Origin of the sequence: Spirosoma sp. 48-14, from assembly GCF_001898575.1 — a bacterium.
In the GTDB taxonomy this organism is placed as follows: Bacteria; Bacteroidota; Bacteroidia; order Cytophagales; family Spirosomataceae; genus Spirosoma.
In genome coordinates this window covers 25,613-41,120 of record NZ_MKUD01000086.1, presented here as the reverse complement: position 1 = coordinate 41,120, position 15,508 = coordinate 25,613, and the positions used below count along the sequence as shown (strand labels likewise).

The 15,508-nt window shown below is 46.9% G+C and carries 14 protein-coding genes; 5 read left to right on the top strand and 9 right to left on the bottom strand.

Annotated features, from left to right (window positions below):
- The 4 genes from BGO59_RS33905 (at position 1) to BGO59_RS33890 (ending at position 3,040) form a co-directional block, all read left to right on the top strand.
- Positions 1-432: a hypothetical protein gene (locus BGO59_RS33905; RefSeq protein WP_293691740.1), complete on the top strand. Its 432-nt coding sequence runs from the start codon at positions 1-3 to the stop codon at positions 430-432.
- A gap of 129 nt (positions 433-561) precedes the next feature.
- The gene (locus BGO59_RS33900; protein WP_293691738.1) at positions 562-1,869 is read left to right on the top strand and encodes a hypothetical protein; all 1,308 of its coding nucleotides are present in this window, start codon (positions 562-564) and stop codon (positions 1,867-1,869) included.
- A 12-nt stretch (positions 1,870-1,881) separates the two neighbouring features.
- The gene (locus BGO59_RS33895; protein ID WP_293691736.1) at positions 1,882-2,526 is read left to right on the top strand and encodes a hypothetical protein; all 645 of its coding nucleotides are present in this window, start codon (positions 1,882-1,884) and stop codon (positions 2,524-2,526) included.
- A 313-nt stretch (positions 2,527-2,839) separates the two neighbouring features.
- Positions 2,840-3,040 (top strand): hypothetical protein, encoded by a 201-nt coding sequence (locus tag BGO59_RS33890; RefSeq protein ID WP_293691734.1) that lies wholly within the window; start codon positions 2,840-2,842, stop codon positions 3,038-3,040.
- A 77-nt stretch (positions 3,041-3,117) separates the two neighbouring features.
- Here the strand turns inward: BGO59_RS33890 and typA are convergent, their stop codons facing one another.
- Both typA and BGO59_RS33880 read right to left on the bottom strand, forming a co-directional pair.
- On the bottom strand, positions 3,118-4,932 hold the full coding sequence (gene typA / locus BGO59_RS33885) for a translational GTPase TypA (RefSeq protein ID WP_293691732.1): 1,815 nt from the start codon (positions 4,930-4,932) through the stop codon (positions 3,118-3,120).
- Positions 4,933-5,156: 224 nt separating this feature from the next.
- Entirely contained in the window at positions 5,157-5,363 is a 207-nt protein-coding gene (locus BGO59_RS33880; RefSeq protein ID WP_293691730.1) for a hypothetical protein, read from the bottom strand.
- Positions 5,364-5,435: 72 nt separating this feature from the next.
- On the opposite strand from BGO59_RS33880, the gene BGO59_RS33875 reads away from it, so the two are divergent.
- Positions 5,436-5,864: a gamma-glutamylcyclotransferase gene (locus BGO59_RS33875; RefSeq protein ID WP_293691728.1), complete on the top strand. Its 429-nt coding sequence runs from the start codon at positions 5,436-5,438 to the stop codon at positions 5,862-5,864.
- Between the two features lie 92 nt (positions 5,865-5,956).
- On the opposite strand, the gene BGO59_RS33870 is transcribed toward BGO59_RS33875, so the two are convergent.
- The 7 genes from BGO59_RS33870 to BGO59_RS33840 form a co-directional block, all read right to left on the bottom strand.
- Complete coding sequence (locus tag BGO59_RS33870) at positions 5,957-6,238, bottom strand: hypothetical protein (protein WP_293691727.1); 282 nt, start codon at positions 6,236-6,238, stop codon at positions 5,957-5,959.
- Between the two features lie 98 nt (positions 6,239-6,336).
- Positions 6,337-6,774: a hypothetical protein gene (locus tag BGO59_RS33865; protein ID WP_293691725.1), complete on the bottom strand. Its 438-nt coding sequence runs from the start codon at positions 6,772-6,774 to the stop codon at positions 6,337-6,339.
- Positions 6,775-6,951: 177 nt separating this feature from the next.
- Positions 6,952-7,824: a dienelactone hydrolase family protein gene (locus tag BGO59_RS33860; RefSeq protein WP_293691723.1), complete on the bottom strand. Its 873-nt coding sequence runs from the start codon at positions 7,822-7,824 to the stop codon at positions 6,952-6,954.
- A gap of 170 nt (positions 7,825-7,994) precedes the next feature.
- A complete protein-coding gene (locus tag BGO59_RS33855) occupies positions 7,995-9,293 on the bottom strand; it encodes a metallophosphoesterase (RefSeq protein ID WP_293691722.1) in 1,299 nt (432 codons plus the stop codon).
- A 69-nt stretch (positions 9,294-9,362) separates the two neighbouring features.
- On the bottom strand, positions 9,363-10,697 hold the full coding sequence (locus tag BGO59_RS33850; protein ID WP_293691720.1) for a hypothetical protein: 1,335 nt from the start codon (positions 10,695-10,697) through the stop codon (positions 9,363-9,365).
- 69 nt (positions 10,698-10,766) lie between these two features.
- Complete coding sequence (locus tag BGO59_RS33845) at positions 10,767-14,201, bottom strand: efflux RND transporter permease subunit (protein ID WP_293691718.1); 3,435 nt, start codon at positions 14,199-14,201, stop codon at positions 10,767-10,769.
- 175 nt (positions 14,202-14,376) lie between these two features.
- Positions 14,377-15,504, bottom strand: a complete 1,128-nt coding sequence (locus BGO59_RS33840; RefSeq protein ID WP_293692194.1) for an efflux RND transporter periplasmic adaptor subunit — start codon at positions 15,502-15,504, stop codon at positions 14,377-14,379.
- Positions 15,505-15,508 lie beyond the last annotated feature (4 nt).

The window sequence follows — 15,508 nt, the reverse complement described above, 5'->3', positions numbered from 1 at the left end:
ATGAAAAACCGTCGACTTTTTTCCTGCATCGTTTTACTGATTCTAAGCGTATTCAGTTGTGAAAAGCGCATATGTGGTTGTGTATTCCCCACTTCGCCACTGGCAGGCGACTGGGCGCTCAATTCCATTACGTACCCAATGACTCAAAAGACGGTTACCGCTTCTGAAGCTGGTTATTCTGAAACCCTGACCTTTGATGGGCTGGTAAGTAATGGTTCATACCGACAGGTTCGGAACGGTTTACCGATTCAAAATAGTACCTATACGCTCTCCTTCCCAAAAGGTGGCAGTACAGAAGGTATTATCTATTTCAGTAAAGATTCTACCGAGCAATCCTTCCAGTTGGCCGGTATGAAACTTTATTTGTCGGAGCGGGTTCCGCGGGGAGCGGTCCTTGCTGATGGAGCCATCTACGAATACAAACAACAATAATTTGCCCTTTTTGTGTAAGATCAATATTGCCAGGCCGTAATCAGGACAGCCTGGCAATTTTATTTTTCAATACATTACAACGGTTGGTCATACTTAAGAATCATGAAGTTATCCAGCAGCCATGATTCTATGAAAGCTACTCTACTTCTATTACTCCTGCCTTTATTCTTTCTGACCAGTTGCACCGATAACTGCGAGCGGACAACAACTTACCGAAAATATACCTCGGTTCAGCTACCCATTTCCGACGTACGGCAAGCGGTTTCATCGGGCACGCCCCAACCACTGGTCGAGCCCGGAAAACTATATGTCAAAGACCAGTATCTGTTCATTGTTGAAATCAAAAAAGGAATTCACATTTTCGATAATAGCGATCCGGCTAATCCGAAAGCGATTTCATTTCTGAGCATTCCCGGTAACGTGGATATAGCTGTACGGGACAATATTCTATATGCCGATAGTTACATTGACCTGGTCGCTCTGGACATCAGTAATCCAACAGCCATTAAAGAAGTAAACCGGGTTGAAACAGGCTTTACGAATGGATTAGTGGGTCGTACCTATTGGTCGTATGACAAAACGAGCATGAAAATTTATGACCAGCGCGAAGAAATAGCTACCACCACCGTAAAAACAGATTGTGAAGGCTCGTTCAATATCCTCCCCTATTTGATTCCTATTGCCTGGTTTGGTCGGTATTACGAAAGCCTGGCTTTTGCCGATGGTGTTTACAATAGCTCACAGGCCCCTAAGACCACCACACCTACGACCGGGGTTGGCGGTTCAATGGCGCGGTTTGCCATTTCCAATAATCAGCTTTATGTAGTTAGTAGCAGCACCTTACAACTTTTCGACATTACTGATCCAGCCAAACCCACAAAAGGAAAATCAGCTACGTTGAACTGGAACGTCGAAACGATTTTCCCCTACCGCAACAGCCTGTTTATTGGCACCACAACAGGCATGTACATTTACGACGTTACCAGTCCCGCCGAGCCCAAACAGTTAGCTGCTTTTTCACATGTCCGTTCCTGCGATCCGGTAGTCGTCCATGATAATTACGCCTATGTTACCTTACGAGGAACCAGCACCTGCGGAGTTGCGGGTACACAGGACGTACTGGATGTGATCGACATCAGTAATTTGTCGGCTCCGCGTGTTGCCAAAACCTATCCACTCGAAACGCCCTACGGCCTCGGCATCGACTACCCCACCTTATTCGTCTGTCAGGGCAATAAAGGGCTTCGGGTGTTCGATGCTTCCAATCCACTGGATCTAAAACCACAGCAAACCTTCGCCAATGTCAATGCCTTTGATGTCATACCTATTTCGAAAACGTTGTTAACCATTGGCAAAGACGGCCTCTACCAGTACGATTATTCCAACCCGGCTAATCTGCGCTTATTGAGCAAGATTGCAGCTCAGCCAGCCTATTAATCTTATTCCACCATGAAAACTATTGCATTCTTAACGTTATGTCTGCTGGCTCAGGTAGCCATTGGGCAAAGTATAACCACGAAAACCAACCACTGGCGTACGACCGTCGAAATGGGCGTTCAGATGGGGCAAGTCAAACCCGATGTACCGGCTGGCTATCCGTATTATGGCTACGATATTATCTACAATCCGTATTACAACTACAACTATTCCTACTACCCTATCCGGGATGCTGGCAATCGGATTGGGCTTACTATTCATGCCTTTACGGGCTATGTTGTACGCCCTCAACTGATCACAGGTATTTCGTTTGGTGTAGATTATTTTAACAACTCCGCTTTTTTACCCATCGCAGCGGCCATACAAGGAGATTTATTTGGCCATACGAAGCGCCTGACTCCATTTTACACGCTGGAAAGTGGCTATGCAATTGCCGGTCCTAACCCGCATGGTAAAGAGCTGAAGGGAGGTTGGTTATTGAGCCCTGGCGTCGGTGTTCGCATCAATAAAGGCAATGGCACCGGTTTTCTGATTAGTGCGGGGTATAAACATCAGGAAGCGAAACAAGTCGCTTCTGTCGACGGTGTACAGATTCTGGCTCAAACCGAGCAACGTGCCTACAATCGATTATACTTCCGCATGGGTTTCAGCTTTTAATTTTCATGCTGGAAAATCAATTTGATCAACAATTCATCTATTCTGAAGTTAGATACACAGCACCTGGCATAAAACCACTGGAGCAATGTCTACAGAAGAGGTCGGATGAATAAATTTTTCAAAATTATTTAGCCAAAACAGTAACCTAAATTTGGCTGGCGAGTCTTAATCTAGAATCAAATTCCATACCGTACAATAAGATGGAAGATGATGATTTGAACATTTGCCAGTAATTTTGACGCAGATTTCAGCGAAAGTGCCGTTGATACTGCATCCATACCTGATTAAAATTTACGAGGAATCTACAGCCGTTATGAAAAAGATTAGTGTTGCAGTTATTGGTGGTGTACTTTTTATTGCAGGGTATTTCCAGGTGCGTCGACAAACAGAGTATGTATCAGCCAAAGCGATGATGGTTAGCCCGGCACCCGCAGCAAAGCCTATGGTAATTCCATTTAAATCTACGTCCACGTTTGCCTTCCGGCTCGATGCCGCTCTTACAGGCACTCGTTAATGAATGTTTTTTTGTCATAACAAAAATCCCAGATGGATAGTCCATCTGGGATTTTTGTTAATCAATAAGCTTGCCAACTACGCCATTGCAAATTTGCTCTGATTGCGTTTGCGTTCGTTTTCATCCAGATAAATTTTACGAATCCGCATCGACTTTGGCGTTACTTCGAGGTATTCATCTTTCTGAATATATTCCATGTTCTCTTCAAGAGAGAACGAGATTTTCGGCGCAATTTTCACATTGTTATCCGAACCAGAAGCCCGCATATTGGTCAATTGCTTTGCCGTTGTTACGTTAACAACAATGTCGTTCTGACGGTTATGCTCGCCAATTACCTGACCTGTGTAAATTTCATCACCTGGTTCGATAAAGAACGATCCCCGATCCTGAAGTTTATCAATCGAATAGGCTGTAGCTGAACCACTCGTCATCGAAATTAACGAACCGTTGATCCGCTCTGGAATTGGCCCTTTGTATTCCTGGTATTCTTTAAAACGGTGACTCATAACCGCTTCACCATACGTAGCTGTCAGAACGTTTGAGCGAAGACCGATCAGACCACGTGATGGAATATCGAATTCAAGGTGTTGTAGGTCACCTTTAGGTTCCATAATCAGCAACTCACCTTTACGCTGCGTCGCTAACTCGATTACCTTACCGGCGGTTTCTTCTGGTACATCAACAACCAGAGTTTCGATAGGCTCCAGTTTACGGCCATCTTCATCCTCTTTGTACAATACCTGTGGCTGACCCACCTGCAATTCATAACCCTCCCGACGCATCGTTTCAATCAAAACCGACAAGTGAAGAATCCCCCGCCCATAGACAAGGAAACGATCTTCGCTATCCGTATTCTCAACACGTAGAGCCAGGTTCTTCTCAATTTCTTTATAGAGTCGATCACGCAGGTGACGCGATGTAACGAACTTACCTTCTTTACCAAAAAATGGCGAGTTGTTAATCGTGAAGAGCATGTTCATGGTCGGCTCATCTACCGAAATTCGGCTGAGTGGTTCCGGATTGTCATAATCCGTCAAGGTATCCCCAATCTCGAAATCTTCCAGCCCCGTTACAGCACAGATATCGCCACACTGAACTTCGCTAACTTTTTGCTTGCCAAGTCCTTCAAATGTGTGCAGTTCTTTAATCCGAACCCGTTTTACCGTACCATCCGATTTTGCAAGTCCCATGCTGGCACCCTCTTTCAGCGTACCACGGTGTACCCGACCAATGGCGATCCGACCTACGAAAGCCGAATAATCGAGCGAAGTAACCTGCATTTGCGGTAAACCTTCGCTGATCGGAGCGGCAGGAATCGTTTCAACAATTGTATCGAGCAGGTAGGTAATGTTATCCGTTGGTTTCTGCCAATCGGGACCCATCCAGCCCTGTTTCGATGAACCGTAAACGGTTGGGAAATCCAACTGATCTTCGGTGGCACCCAGGTTGAACATCAGGTCGAACACCTGCTCATGAACCTCGTCGGGACGACAGTTTTCTTTATCAACCTTGTTAACGATTACGATAGGCTTCAGGCCCAGTTGAAGCGCCTTGCTTAATACAAAGCGAGTTTGCGGCATGGCTCCTTCGAAGGCGTCGACCAGTAGGCATACGCCATCGGCCATTTTCAATACACGCTCCACTTCGCCCCCAAAATCGCTGTGGCCAGGGGTGTCGATGATGTTGATTTTTACGTCTTTATAGCGTACCGATACGTTTTTCGAGACAATGGTAATTCCCCTCTCGCGCTCCAGATCGTTATTGTCCAGGATCAGGTCGCCAAATTCCTGATTCTCCCGAAAGAGCTTGGACGCATGAATAATTTTGTCGACGAGTGTTGTTTTGCCGTGGTCGACGTGGGCGATGATTGCTATATTGCGAATTGATTGCATACAATGTCTGAACCGGGATTACGCTGATTTTAAGATTAATGGATTTTGTTTTCTGCTTTCTTCGAAAGCAAATCAGCTTGATCTCTAAATCTGTTAAATCCTGGTCATTTTTTCGCAAAGGTACGAAATTTTACGCTGAAACACAGATTTTTACAACTTTTAAAACGAAAAAAGGCCCATTTAAGGGCCTAACTCTGATATAAATACAATTTCTTAACAATTGCTTAATGCTTCGGGCATCCACAGGGATTTTTCTTACGAAAAAGCCCGGTGTTGAACAGGCCTCCACGTTTGGCTTTGTACCCTTTGCGTTTACGTCCAAAAATGGAAACTTCTGACGAATTAGTAGGAGCAGATGCCTGCGTCTGAACAGGTACATCTATGAGCGTTAGCGTGATAGCCATCAGTAAAAGTATGTGCGACTTTTTCATTGATCAACCCTGTTTTTATCTAATAACGTCAAAATTAACTACTTTCGTCGTCCCGTCAGCTTTTTTTATTGAATGACTAGTACTCCCGAATTTCTGATCGTTTACGGTACGCTCCGCTCCCCGTTTGATAACCACTTTGCTCAATACCTGCGTCAACGAGGTCGCTATGTTGGAGAAGGTAAATTTAAAGGGCAGGCTTTCGACATGGGTAGTTACCCTGGTGCCGTTTACGATGAAGCCAGTCAAGGGTATGTACATGGTACTGTATTCAATATAGGCCATCAGAAAGAGAGTATTCTGACATATCTGGATTACTACGAAGGCGTTGGCGATGATTTCGAGCAGCCGACTGAATTTATCCGGGCCGTTATTCCTGTCGAAGTAAACAATGCTTTAATCGACTGCTGGATTTATCTGTATAATTTATCAACAACAGAAAAGCCACTGATTGAATCGGGTGATTATGCACAGTATATAGGCAATCCTTATAAACCGGTATAACCGTCTGTAAAAAACATAAAGCCAGGGCGAACAAAGAGGTAATTAAGAATCTCTTTGTTCGCCCTGGCTTTATGTTGACATGTTAACGACTATTATCGGGGTCCACGTGCCCGGCCACCGCCGTAACCTCCACCACCATACCCACGACGGGCATTTGGGCTACCTCCACCATAATAGCGGGGAGAAGGAGAGTAATAACGAGGGCGGATAACCTGTGGCCGAACCACAACTGGTGGGCGATAATACCCATAAGGATATCCGTAACCATAATAGGGACGGCCATAATATCCTCCGTAGCCCCCCCCTGTGCTCACATAGGCAGGGCCGCAACTAGACACTAGCACAACCAGCAAGCTGGCTACTAGTAAAGGCATAACTTTTAAGGTTTTCATATCTTTGAACGTCATTCGTTGAACCATCAATCATGTTTCTAACGGGCCATACGTTAGCCCGTTAGAGGTACTCTTTCAATTTACCAGCGATGGCCACGGCCACCGTAGCCACCTCTCCATCCCTGATGTCTATACCCATAGCCGTAATTGTAATTTGGATATGGGCGAACAATTACTGGAGGAGCTACAACGACCGGAGGAGGGGGAGGAGCAATCACAACTCGCGGTGGAACCACCACCACGGGAGGTTGCGCTGGATAAGGTCTCCCATATGAATAATAGCCATTGTTATTGTTATACCCGTTGTTAGGATAGTTTGGACCATAGCCATTATTGTACCCTCCGTTATTATAACCCCCATTCGGGTAAGGCTGTCCGTAGCCATAGCCGTTCGGGTAATTCGGGTTACAGCCATTGCCATTTGGGTAGCCTTGACCGTTTCCATATTGAGCAAACGAAACTGTAGCTGCTCCCACTATCAGGCAAGCTACTAAAGAACTCCATGTTAATAGTTTCATCGCAGTGGTGGGTTTTCACCCGGTTTGTCAGTTAGACTGACGAACCACCGTTCCGTTTAATGTAAACAGTATAAAACTGGTTAAAGTTTAATTAAAAAGCCTGACCATCAGATAGTCAGGCTTTTACTTAGGGCAATAACTTTATGCTCTAAAACGATTTTGGAAAATTGATTGCTTTTAAGCTTTCAGTTTATCTTTCAAATAAGCCAGGGACAGCTTATACGCATCCGCAGCCGCTTCCTTGTCATAAATTGGGTTGCTTGGATTAGCAAAGCCATGATCGGCATCGTACATTTTGACCGTCACTTTTTTGCCAGCCTTCTGCATGTTTTCCTCAAACTGTTTTACCGATTCAGGCGTAATTCCTTTGTCGCGGCTACCAAAAATACCCAACACGTCGGTATTTAGGGTCTTTAGTTTTTCAACGTCCTGTTCCGGGCGGCCGTAATACATCACACAGCCTTTTGCCTGCTGGCCTTCCATCAGGGCTGATTGTAACGAAAGCATACCGCCAAAGCACCAGCCTACGCTGGCAAATTCAGCTTTCGGACCAGCATAAGCGATAGCCCCTTTCTGAATGCTTGTCAGCCGCTCTTTGCTGGCCGAACTCATTAACTTGCCCGCTTCGGCCCGTTCGGTGGCTACTTTGCCATCATACATATCGACAGCCAGTACGTTTACATCTTTCAGGTCGTTGTAGAATGCTTCAGCCTGTTGTTTGATGTTGTCATTCAATCCCCACCATTCCTGATAAACCAGCAGCCATTTGTTCGACGCTTTTTTCGATTTCAAAAAGAAACCGTTGGCAGGCTGTCCATCGGGGGTCGAGAACTTAATCATTTCGCCAGCACCAGCGTAGGTAAATGGCAATGGGTTGGTATGAAGGTTCTGAAAAGCCGGATCGGCCGCCATTAAGGCCATGTCATTGGGTGTTGCCGAATCGGTATTATGGCAAAGAGGAATCGTTTTTTGCTCCTTTTCCTGCACAGGTGCGAGGTAGGAAAACAAGGACATAAAGAAGGAGAGCCCAGTAATAAAAATGATTTTCATGTGCGTTTGATGGTTAATTGGTTAGTGTAACGCGTTGATCAGGCGGTTGGTTATAACAACAATTGGGTAAACTGTAAACATTTCGCCTACAATTTACCCAATTGTCATTTTACTTCGAATAGCCTGGTATCCATAACAACCCAGTTATTCGTAGGTATCTACCTGATTGATTAGGCTTTTACCAACTCAAAAATGGTGATTTCGGGCAAAATACCCACCCGGCCTGGATAGCCGATATAGCCGTACCCCCGATTCACATACAACCGTTGATCACCTTCCTGATATAGTCCGGCCCATTGGCGGTAAAAGTACTGTGCCGGACTCCAACGCACATCACCTACTTCAACACCAAACTGAGCCCCATGCGTATGCCCACTGAATGTAACGTCGATGTCAGGATATTTAGGCCGAACTTCAGCATCCCAATGTGTAGGGTCGTGGGAGAGGAGTAGCTTAACGGGATAGTCGCTGGTTCCCTGATAGGCTTTTGCCAGATTACCAGCCCGTAGGGCCGCCGGACCGAAGCCAAGGTTCTGTACGCCAATCAGCGCAATTTTATCGCCGTTCTGTTCCAGAACCTTGTGCTCATCCATCATGATGTTCCAGCCCATTTGCTTATGAGCGGCTACTACATTCATCACGTTTTGCCGTTCGGCCTGAACGCTCGGCCACTGTACATATTTGCCGTAATCGTGGTTGCCAAGGGTCGAATAAACACCCATAGGCGCTTTCACTTTGTCGAATATATCGATGTAGCTATTTACTTCCTCGGCATGACTATTCACCAGATCGCCTGTAAAAAACACTATATCAGGCTTTTGTTTCAGCAACATATCCACCCCGCCCCGAACGGCCGTTTTATTGAAAAAACTACCCGAATGAATATCCGAAATCTGGGCGATAGTCATCCCGTGGAAACCAGATGGCAGATTTTTTAATGGAAGTTTAACCCGGCGAATCCGGTAATCATGGGCACCCGATAAGATTCCCCACGTAAACCCAACCAGTGGTACTGTGCCGACCACCAACGCCGTTTTCATCAGAAAGTCAGAGCGGGAGATAGCGTCTTTAGGAATTTCGTTTACGTTGTCAGGGATTGTCTTTTGAGCCGAATCCACCACGGCTTCTCCAACTTCAGGCTTGTAGAAAAGTGATACAATCCAGCGAAAAAAACGACCAATATCATCAATGAAAATAATGAGCATGGCGAAAATCTTCGAAAAATAGGGGATAGCAATAGCCGCCCAGAGAAAGGTTCGAGTGTTTCGGCTGATGGAATCCGGGGGTATCAACTGCATGGCCACATAGAGCATCAGCGACAGGGCCGTAAACCCCCAGAAGATAAACGTTATGATACGCTGAGTACTCTCGGTTGCGGTTCGGCTGAGGGTTTTCACCGCCTGGAACACATACCAGTCGATCAGCAGAAGAATGGCAGGGAGAATTAGCAATAAGGTGGTACGGTTCATGAAGGAATAAGCTAATAGATGGCTAACGGAATGAGTATTCGTAAAGTTTATCTGACTAGGCGAGTTGCTTTACTCAACTTTCTCAAATTCAATGATATGCTCCGACATATACTCACTTTTTTCGGGTTTTATGTTTTTAATGAACAAGCGGGCCCGCTTTCCTAATCGCAGGCAGGTGTTTTTGTTCGATACATCTTCAGGCGTATTCATAGGCTGGAGCGATGGATACCACAAAAAATAACCCGGCTTATCGAGCAAAAGCTTCGGTTTGGTCCAGGCCTGCGATTGAAGTGCTTCGCCCAAATCGCTGTTGGGATTGAACGAAATGTAAATGCTGCTCCCTGCCCACGACGGACCCGTCGCCTTCGCCATCAGCATGACCCAACCGTTCAGATACGTATTCCAGCTAACGGACGGGCCCCAGTGAAACCCTGCTTTGGGTGATGAAGCAGGTCCACCTCCTGCATCCATTGGGATTTGTAAGGAAGAAACCGGAGTGCCTACACCATTGTAGGGAGCGTTGAAGCCTTTGCCATCCCAGCGACGCGCTTTGCCAACCGGATTATCCAGATCACGTAGCCGAATTCGGGCAATACTGACGCACTGGCCGCTCCATTCTGTATGTGGATCATAGCTTTTTTCGTCGTACTGGCCTGGATAGCCATATTCTCCGTAAAAAAGGTACAGATAGTCGCCACTCGCTACAGCTGATGGATCGCCAACGCCACCGGCAAAAGTTTTCGAGGTGTTTTGCGGCTTCAGGATCATACGAGGTTGCAGGTCTTCGATAAAGATTCCTTTGTTTTCCCAAGATCTTCCTCCATCGGTCGATTTCATGATTCCAATTCGACACACGGCAGCTGGCGATGTTGGCCCTGTTATACCTTGCGGCCATTTTTCAGCCTTATACCCTTCGCCCGTTGTTGCATTATAGGGTAGCGTAGCGGGGTAGTTTTCGTTATGATAAACCGCATATAGCGTTCGGCCCGATTGATCTTTGGCATCCTGGTATACGGTCTCGAACCAGACGGCACCGTGTAAACCAGGTGTGTTCACGGGTACATTTTTGGGCATGAGCGGTTCGTGGAAATCCGTCGCTTTACTGGCAAACGCTTCTTCGGCATGATGTCCATCGGCAAATTTCAAATCGCGGGCATTTCCCCATAGTGGATCTTCACCGTATTTACCTGGAAAAATTCGGAACGTGTCGCCAACCCAGGCTTCGGCCATGTTGCAGTCGACAAACGAATTGAACAGAACTTTTTTCGCCGGAATCAATCGGTATGTTGGGGTACTTGCTACGCTTTTATCTGCACTCTTTTTGCCTGAACAGGCAGCGATCAGGCTGCCAGTCAGGAGTATAAGGATTGGGGATTTTACAAAATCCGGCAGGGTTCGTCTCATCAGGCTAGTGTCTAAAAAACAATGTCAACGAGTAAAACCCGTTGACATTGTTACCTACTTATTTAATCGTTACACTAGTTCTTCTTCCGGTTCTTCCTGCATGGCTAAAGCGGGGTCCTTCTTGCCAAACCACTTCATCCGAATCCGCTCATTGATCCAGTACATACAGGGTACAACGACCAGTGTCAGGGCGGTTGAGAACGTTAATCCGAAAATGATGGTCCAGGCCAGAATGTTCCAGAATACAGCGCTATCGCCACCAATGACTATGTGAGGATCGAAGTCACGGAACAGACTCACAAAATCGACCGTAATCCCAAAAGCCAGCGGAATCAGACCGAGTACAGCCGCCGAAGCGGTCAGCAATACAGGAGTCAGACGGATACCACCGGCTTCGATGATAGCTTCCCGCAGGGGAACACCCCGCCCACGCAGTTCCTCAATAAATTCGATCAGCAGAATACCGTTTTTCACCACGATACCGGCCAGCGCAATAATACCAACCCCCGACATGATGATCGAGAACTCTTTATTGAACACGACGAAACCAAGCAGTACCCCAATCAGCGAGAACAGAATGGTTACGAAGATGATCATCGGTTTCACGACCGAGTTGAACTGAGTGGCCATAATCAGGTAAATGAGCATCATGGCGATACCGAAGGCCGATACCAGGAAGTTCATCGACTCCTGTTGATCTTCCTGTTCACCACCCATTTTAACGGTGTAGCCGTTGGGCACATCGATCTCCTTCACAACTTCCTGAATTTGTGCCACAATCTGGTTGGCATTGTAACCTGGAACTACATCGGAACTCAACGTGATAAGCCGCTCTTGATTTTTCCGGTTGATCTGGCTGAATGTCGTCGAGTAGCTAATGTTGGCAATCGACGTAATTGGCACCTGACGAAGCTGGCCACCCATCACCATATCGCGATACACCACGTTCAGGCTTAATAGCCGATCAATCTGGCTACGGTCGTCGGGTTTCAGACGAACCATGATGGGGTATTCGTCTTTCGCATCCCGGAATTTCGATACTTCGGTTCCGAACAAGGCCGTCCGAATTGCCAGCGCAATCTGACCCGAAGAAATCCCTTCTCGTTCGGCCTTTTCCCGGTCGATGTCGATAACGATTTCAGGCTTATTGGTAATCAGATCGGATTTCAACTGGTCGATACCCTGAATACCGACCTGAGCAATTTTTTGCTTAACTAGATTCTCCAGTTTCTTCATTTCACTGAATTCCTCACCCGCTATTTCGATGGCAATCGGTTTACCCGTTGGTGGTCCATTCGATTCCCGTTCAACCGAGATTTCACTACCCGGCAAACCACGCATGGCCAATCGAACTTTGTTCAGCAGCGAATCCGTCGAAATACCATGCCGTTCGGTATTGGGTTTGAAGGCAACCGTAACTTTCGACTTTTGTGGTGTGGCCGAACGGTCGGGGTTCATCGGGTCGCCCGCGTTTTTACCTACGTTCGAGATAACCGAGTTAACAATATCCGTCGCGTTGTTCTCCTTCAGAATTTTAAACACCCGCTTTTCAATCACTTTCGTCACTGAGTCGGTCACACGGGCATCCGTACCTACCGGCATCACATTATAGACGTAGATGTAATCGGGTTCGCCACTGGGGAAGAAGAGTACTTTTGGTTTGGCAATTCCGACAATAATAAAGGTCAAAATCAGCAGACCGAACGTACTAAGAATAGCAAACACCGGACGCCAGCCAGTCAATATCCAGGAAATTAAGGACCGATAGCCGTTTTTCAGCTTCGGAAGCAGATTCTCCTGGAATGGAACGATCAGCCGTGGTGTCAGGACATAGTGATTGAAGGTATACAGGATAATCAGCAACACAAACAGGTTACCAATACCTCGGTCGATCACATACCCAATACCCGCCAGTACAGTCATAATAATCAGTGGGCGCTTAATTTCCTGGAACCCTTGCTTATCCTCATGATGATCGTCTTCATGGCGTTTCATGAACGTTACGGCAAATACCGGGTTGATCACGTAGGCCACAAACAGGGAGGCAAACAGGGTCAGAATGAGCGTCAACGGCAGGAACTTCATAAACTCACCCACAATTCCTGGCCAGAACAACAGCGGGAAGAAGGGCGCAATGGTCGTGAGTGTACCAGACAATACAGGTACGAACACCTCACCAGCTGCGGCTTTTACGGCCTGTCGGATGTTCCAGTCTTTATGGTCATTAAAGAGACGGTGTGCGTTCTCGATAACCACAATGGCGTCATCGACCACCAGACCCAGACCGAGCAGGAACGCGAACAGTACCATGATGTTCAACGTAAATGAGGTGCCAACTACAGGCCCTAAAACCGGCATGAGTACAAAGGCCACCAGTGCCGAAAGCGGTACGGATAAACCAACGAAAATAGCATCCCGAACACCCATGAAGAACATCAGAACCAGTACAACGAAGATGAAGCCCAGTACAACGGTATTCACCAGGTCGTTCACACTTTCACGCGTACGTTCGGACTGATCGGCCGTAATTTTTACGTCCAGCCCTTCCGGGAACCGGGTTTCCTTATATTCTTCAATGGTTTTTTCGATCCGGTCGGCAGCCGAAATCAGGTTAGCACCCGCCCGCTTGATGACGTTCAGGGTAACAACCGACTTATTATCCAGCCGGGCAAAGTCCTGTTGCTCTTCAAAATTATCCCGCACTTCGGCAATATCGCCCAGACGCACCGTAGCGCCAGTAGCCGTCCGAATCTGGAGGTTCTGAATCTGCGCGACATCCGTAAATTCACCTTTCACCCGCACCGTTCTGCGAACCCCGTCTACATTGAGTTCACCACCCGATACGTTGATGTTTTCACCCTGAATAGCCTGCTGAATATCAGTAAATGCCAGACCTGCCGACTGCATCCGGGGTAAATCGACATTGATCTGAATTTCGCGGGTCAGTGCTCCGACGATGTCAACTCGGCGGATTTCAGGCATCCCTTCAATCACATCCTGTAAATCTTCGGCATACTCCTTCAGTTGTTTCAGCGAGAAGTTACCAGCCATGTTGAGGTTCATGATCGGCATTTCCGAAAAATCGACGTCCTGCGCGGTCGGCCCTGAATCCAGCTCTTTTGGCAGATCAGGTTTTGCTTTGTCGATAGCATCGCGAACCCGTTGCAACGCAACCGACGATTCGACATCCGGGTTGAATTCAACCAGAATAACCGACACGTCCTGCAAGGCATTGGATTTAATCCGCTTTACCCCCGAAATTGACTTTAACTGCTTCTCAATCTGTTTGTTAATTGTATTTTCAATATCGGCAGGAGCCGTCCCTACATACACGGTATTGATGTAGACCTGGGGCACTTTGATGTCCGGGAATTGCTCCTTCGGCATATTATTGTACACAAACAACCCACCCAGCGTAATCAGGAAGGTGAAAATGTAAATAGCCGTCCGGTTCTCAACGCACCAGTTGGTAAATCCGAGGGTTTTATATTGTTCAAATTTCATAATAAGAGTTCGTTAGTCATTTGTAGAGACCCGAGGTATGGCGTCTCATACGCGTCAGCGATGTATTACATCGTTTAAAAATCCTGTACCAACCCTACTTCAGCAACTTCTGCCCCTTTATAGCTGGATGGTATTGCTGACGCATAGGAGACGCCAGGTATGGCGTCTCTACAAACTAAAAACTGATTTGTTGTCCATCAACCAAATCCTGATAACCAGCCGTAACGATCTGATCGCCCGCCTGTAACCCTTGCGTCACCTCAATCTGACCACCGTACGACTGGCCCGTTTTCACCGTTTTTGCTTTCGCCACTTTTTTACCGCCCTCATTGACCGCTACATAAACCAGTTGACCTTTTTCTGTATCCTGAATTAAGTTCTGGTTAATCACAATTGCTTTTGCCTGGGTTTTATCATTGATTTTGATACGGGCCAGCATATTGGGTTTCAGAGCGTTGTCGGAGGGTAGGGGAGCCTCGATGGTAAAGGTCCGCGTTGCCGGATCAACCGTTGTCGCTACAAACGAGATGGTCGAGTTCAGCTTTTTGTTCAGATCAGGAAAATCGATCTGAACCGGGTCACCTTTCCGAACACTTCCCGAATAAGTATCTGACACTTTAGCTACCGCTTTCAACTGCGATAGGTTGACAACCCGAACCAGTCCAACACCCGGCATAGCTGATTGACCAATTTTAACGGCCACCTGATCGACAACTCCAGAAATCGGAGAGGTAACCGTCGACTGGCTCAATTGGGCATTTAGCGTTGATAAACGGCGTTCGAGTGATTCCTTATTGGTTTTGGCCTGTAGATATTGCATTTCGGTGCCAATCTGCTGTTTCCAGAGGTTAGCCTGCTTCTCGTACATGGTATTTGCCAGCGTCAGTTGGGTTTTCAGTTCAGCAATGGACTCACGTAAAAGCTGATCGTCGACTTTCGCAATGGCCTGTCCGGCTTTAACATAATCGCCCTCTTTCACATAGACAGCCGTAACGACACCACCCGATTTTGGCGATACCTGTACGTTATTCTTGGCGTCGATAGTACCCTGCAATTCTACAAAATGACGGAACGTACTGGCAGCGATTGGCGATACGGCCACTTCTTTAACACGTCCTTCTTCCGCTTTTTTGGGCTCCAGCTTAGCCAGCTCAGTCTCCAGCGATTTTATCTTGGTCGTTAGTTCTGTCTGCTCTGACTTCAGCTTATCGAGTTCCGCACGTTTGCTTTGCAGGTCTGATTTCTTTTCCTGTGAGCAGGCAGCAAGAAGGCTCACAAGGGCAATGATGTAGTATGGTTTCATTTTG

Coding starts and splice junctions, on each gene's coding strand:
- BGO59_RS33900 (WP_293691738.1), top strand. CDS start 562: ATGAAAGCTACTCTACTTCTATTACTCCTGCCTTTATTCTTTCTGACC.
- BGO59_RS33870 (WP_293691727.1), bottom strand. CDS start 6,238: ATGCCTTTACTAGTAGCCAGCTTGCTGGTTGTGCTAGTGTCTAGTTGC.
- BGO59_RS33875 (WP_293691728.1), top strand. CDS start 5,436: ATGACTAGTACTCCCGAATTTCTGATCGTTTACGGTACGCTCCGCTCC.
- BGO59_RS33845 (WP_293691718.1), bottom strand. CDS start 14,201: ATGAAATTTGAACAATATAAAACCCTCGGATTTACCAACTGGTGCGTT.
- BGO59_RS33860 (WP_293691723.1), bottom strand. CDS start 7,824: ATGAAAATCATTTTTATTACTGGGCTCTCCTTCTTTATGTCCTTGTTT.
- BGO59_RS33880 (WP_293691730.1), bottom strand. CDS start 5,363: ATGAAAAAGTCGCACATACTTTTACTGATGGCTATCACGCTAACGCTC.
- BGO59_RS33890 (WP_293691734.1), top strand. CDS start 2,840: ATGAAAAAGATTAGTGTTGCAGTTATTGGTGGTGTACTTTTTATTGCA.
- BGO59_RS33905 (WP_293691740.1), top strand. CDS start 1: ATGAAAAACCGTCGACTTTTTTCCTGCATCGTTTTACTGATTCTAAGC.
- BGO59_RS33855 (WP_293691722.1), bottom strand. CDS start 9,293: ATGAACCGTACCACCTTATTGCTAATTCTCCCTGCCATTCTTCTGCTG.
- BGO59_RS33895 (WP_293691736.1), top strand. CDS start 1,882: ATGAAAACTATTGCATTCTTAACGTTATGTCTGCTGGCTCAGGTAGCC.
- typA (WP_293691732.1), bottom strand. CDS start 4,932: ATGCAATCAATTCGCAATATAGCAATCATCGCCCACGTCGACCACGGC.
- BGO59_RS33840 (WP_293692194.1), bottom strand. CDS start 15,504: ATGAAACCATACTACATCATTGCCCTTGTGAGCCTTCTTGCTGCCTGC.
- BGO59_RS33850 (WP_293691720.1), bottom strand. CDS start 10,697: ATGAGACGAACCCTGCCGGATTTTGTAAAATCCCCAATCCTTATACTC.
- BGO59_RS33865 (WP_293691725.1), bottom strand. CDS start 6,774: ATGAAACTATTAACATGGAGTTCTTTAGTAGCTTGCCTGATAGTGGGA.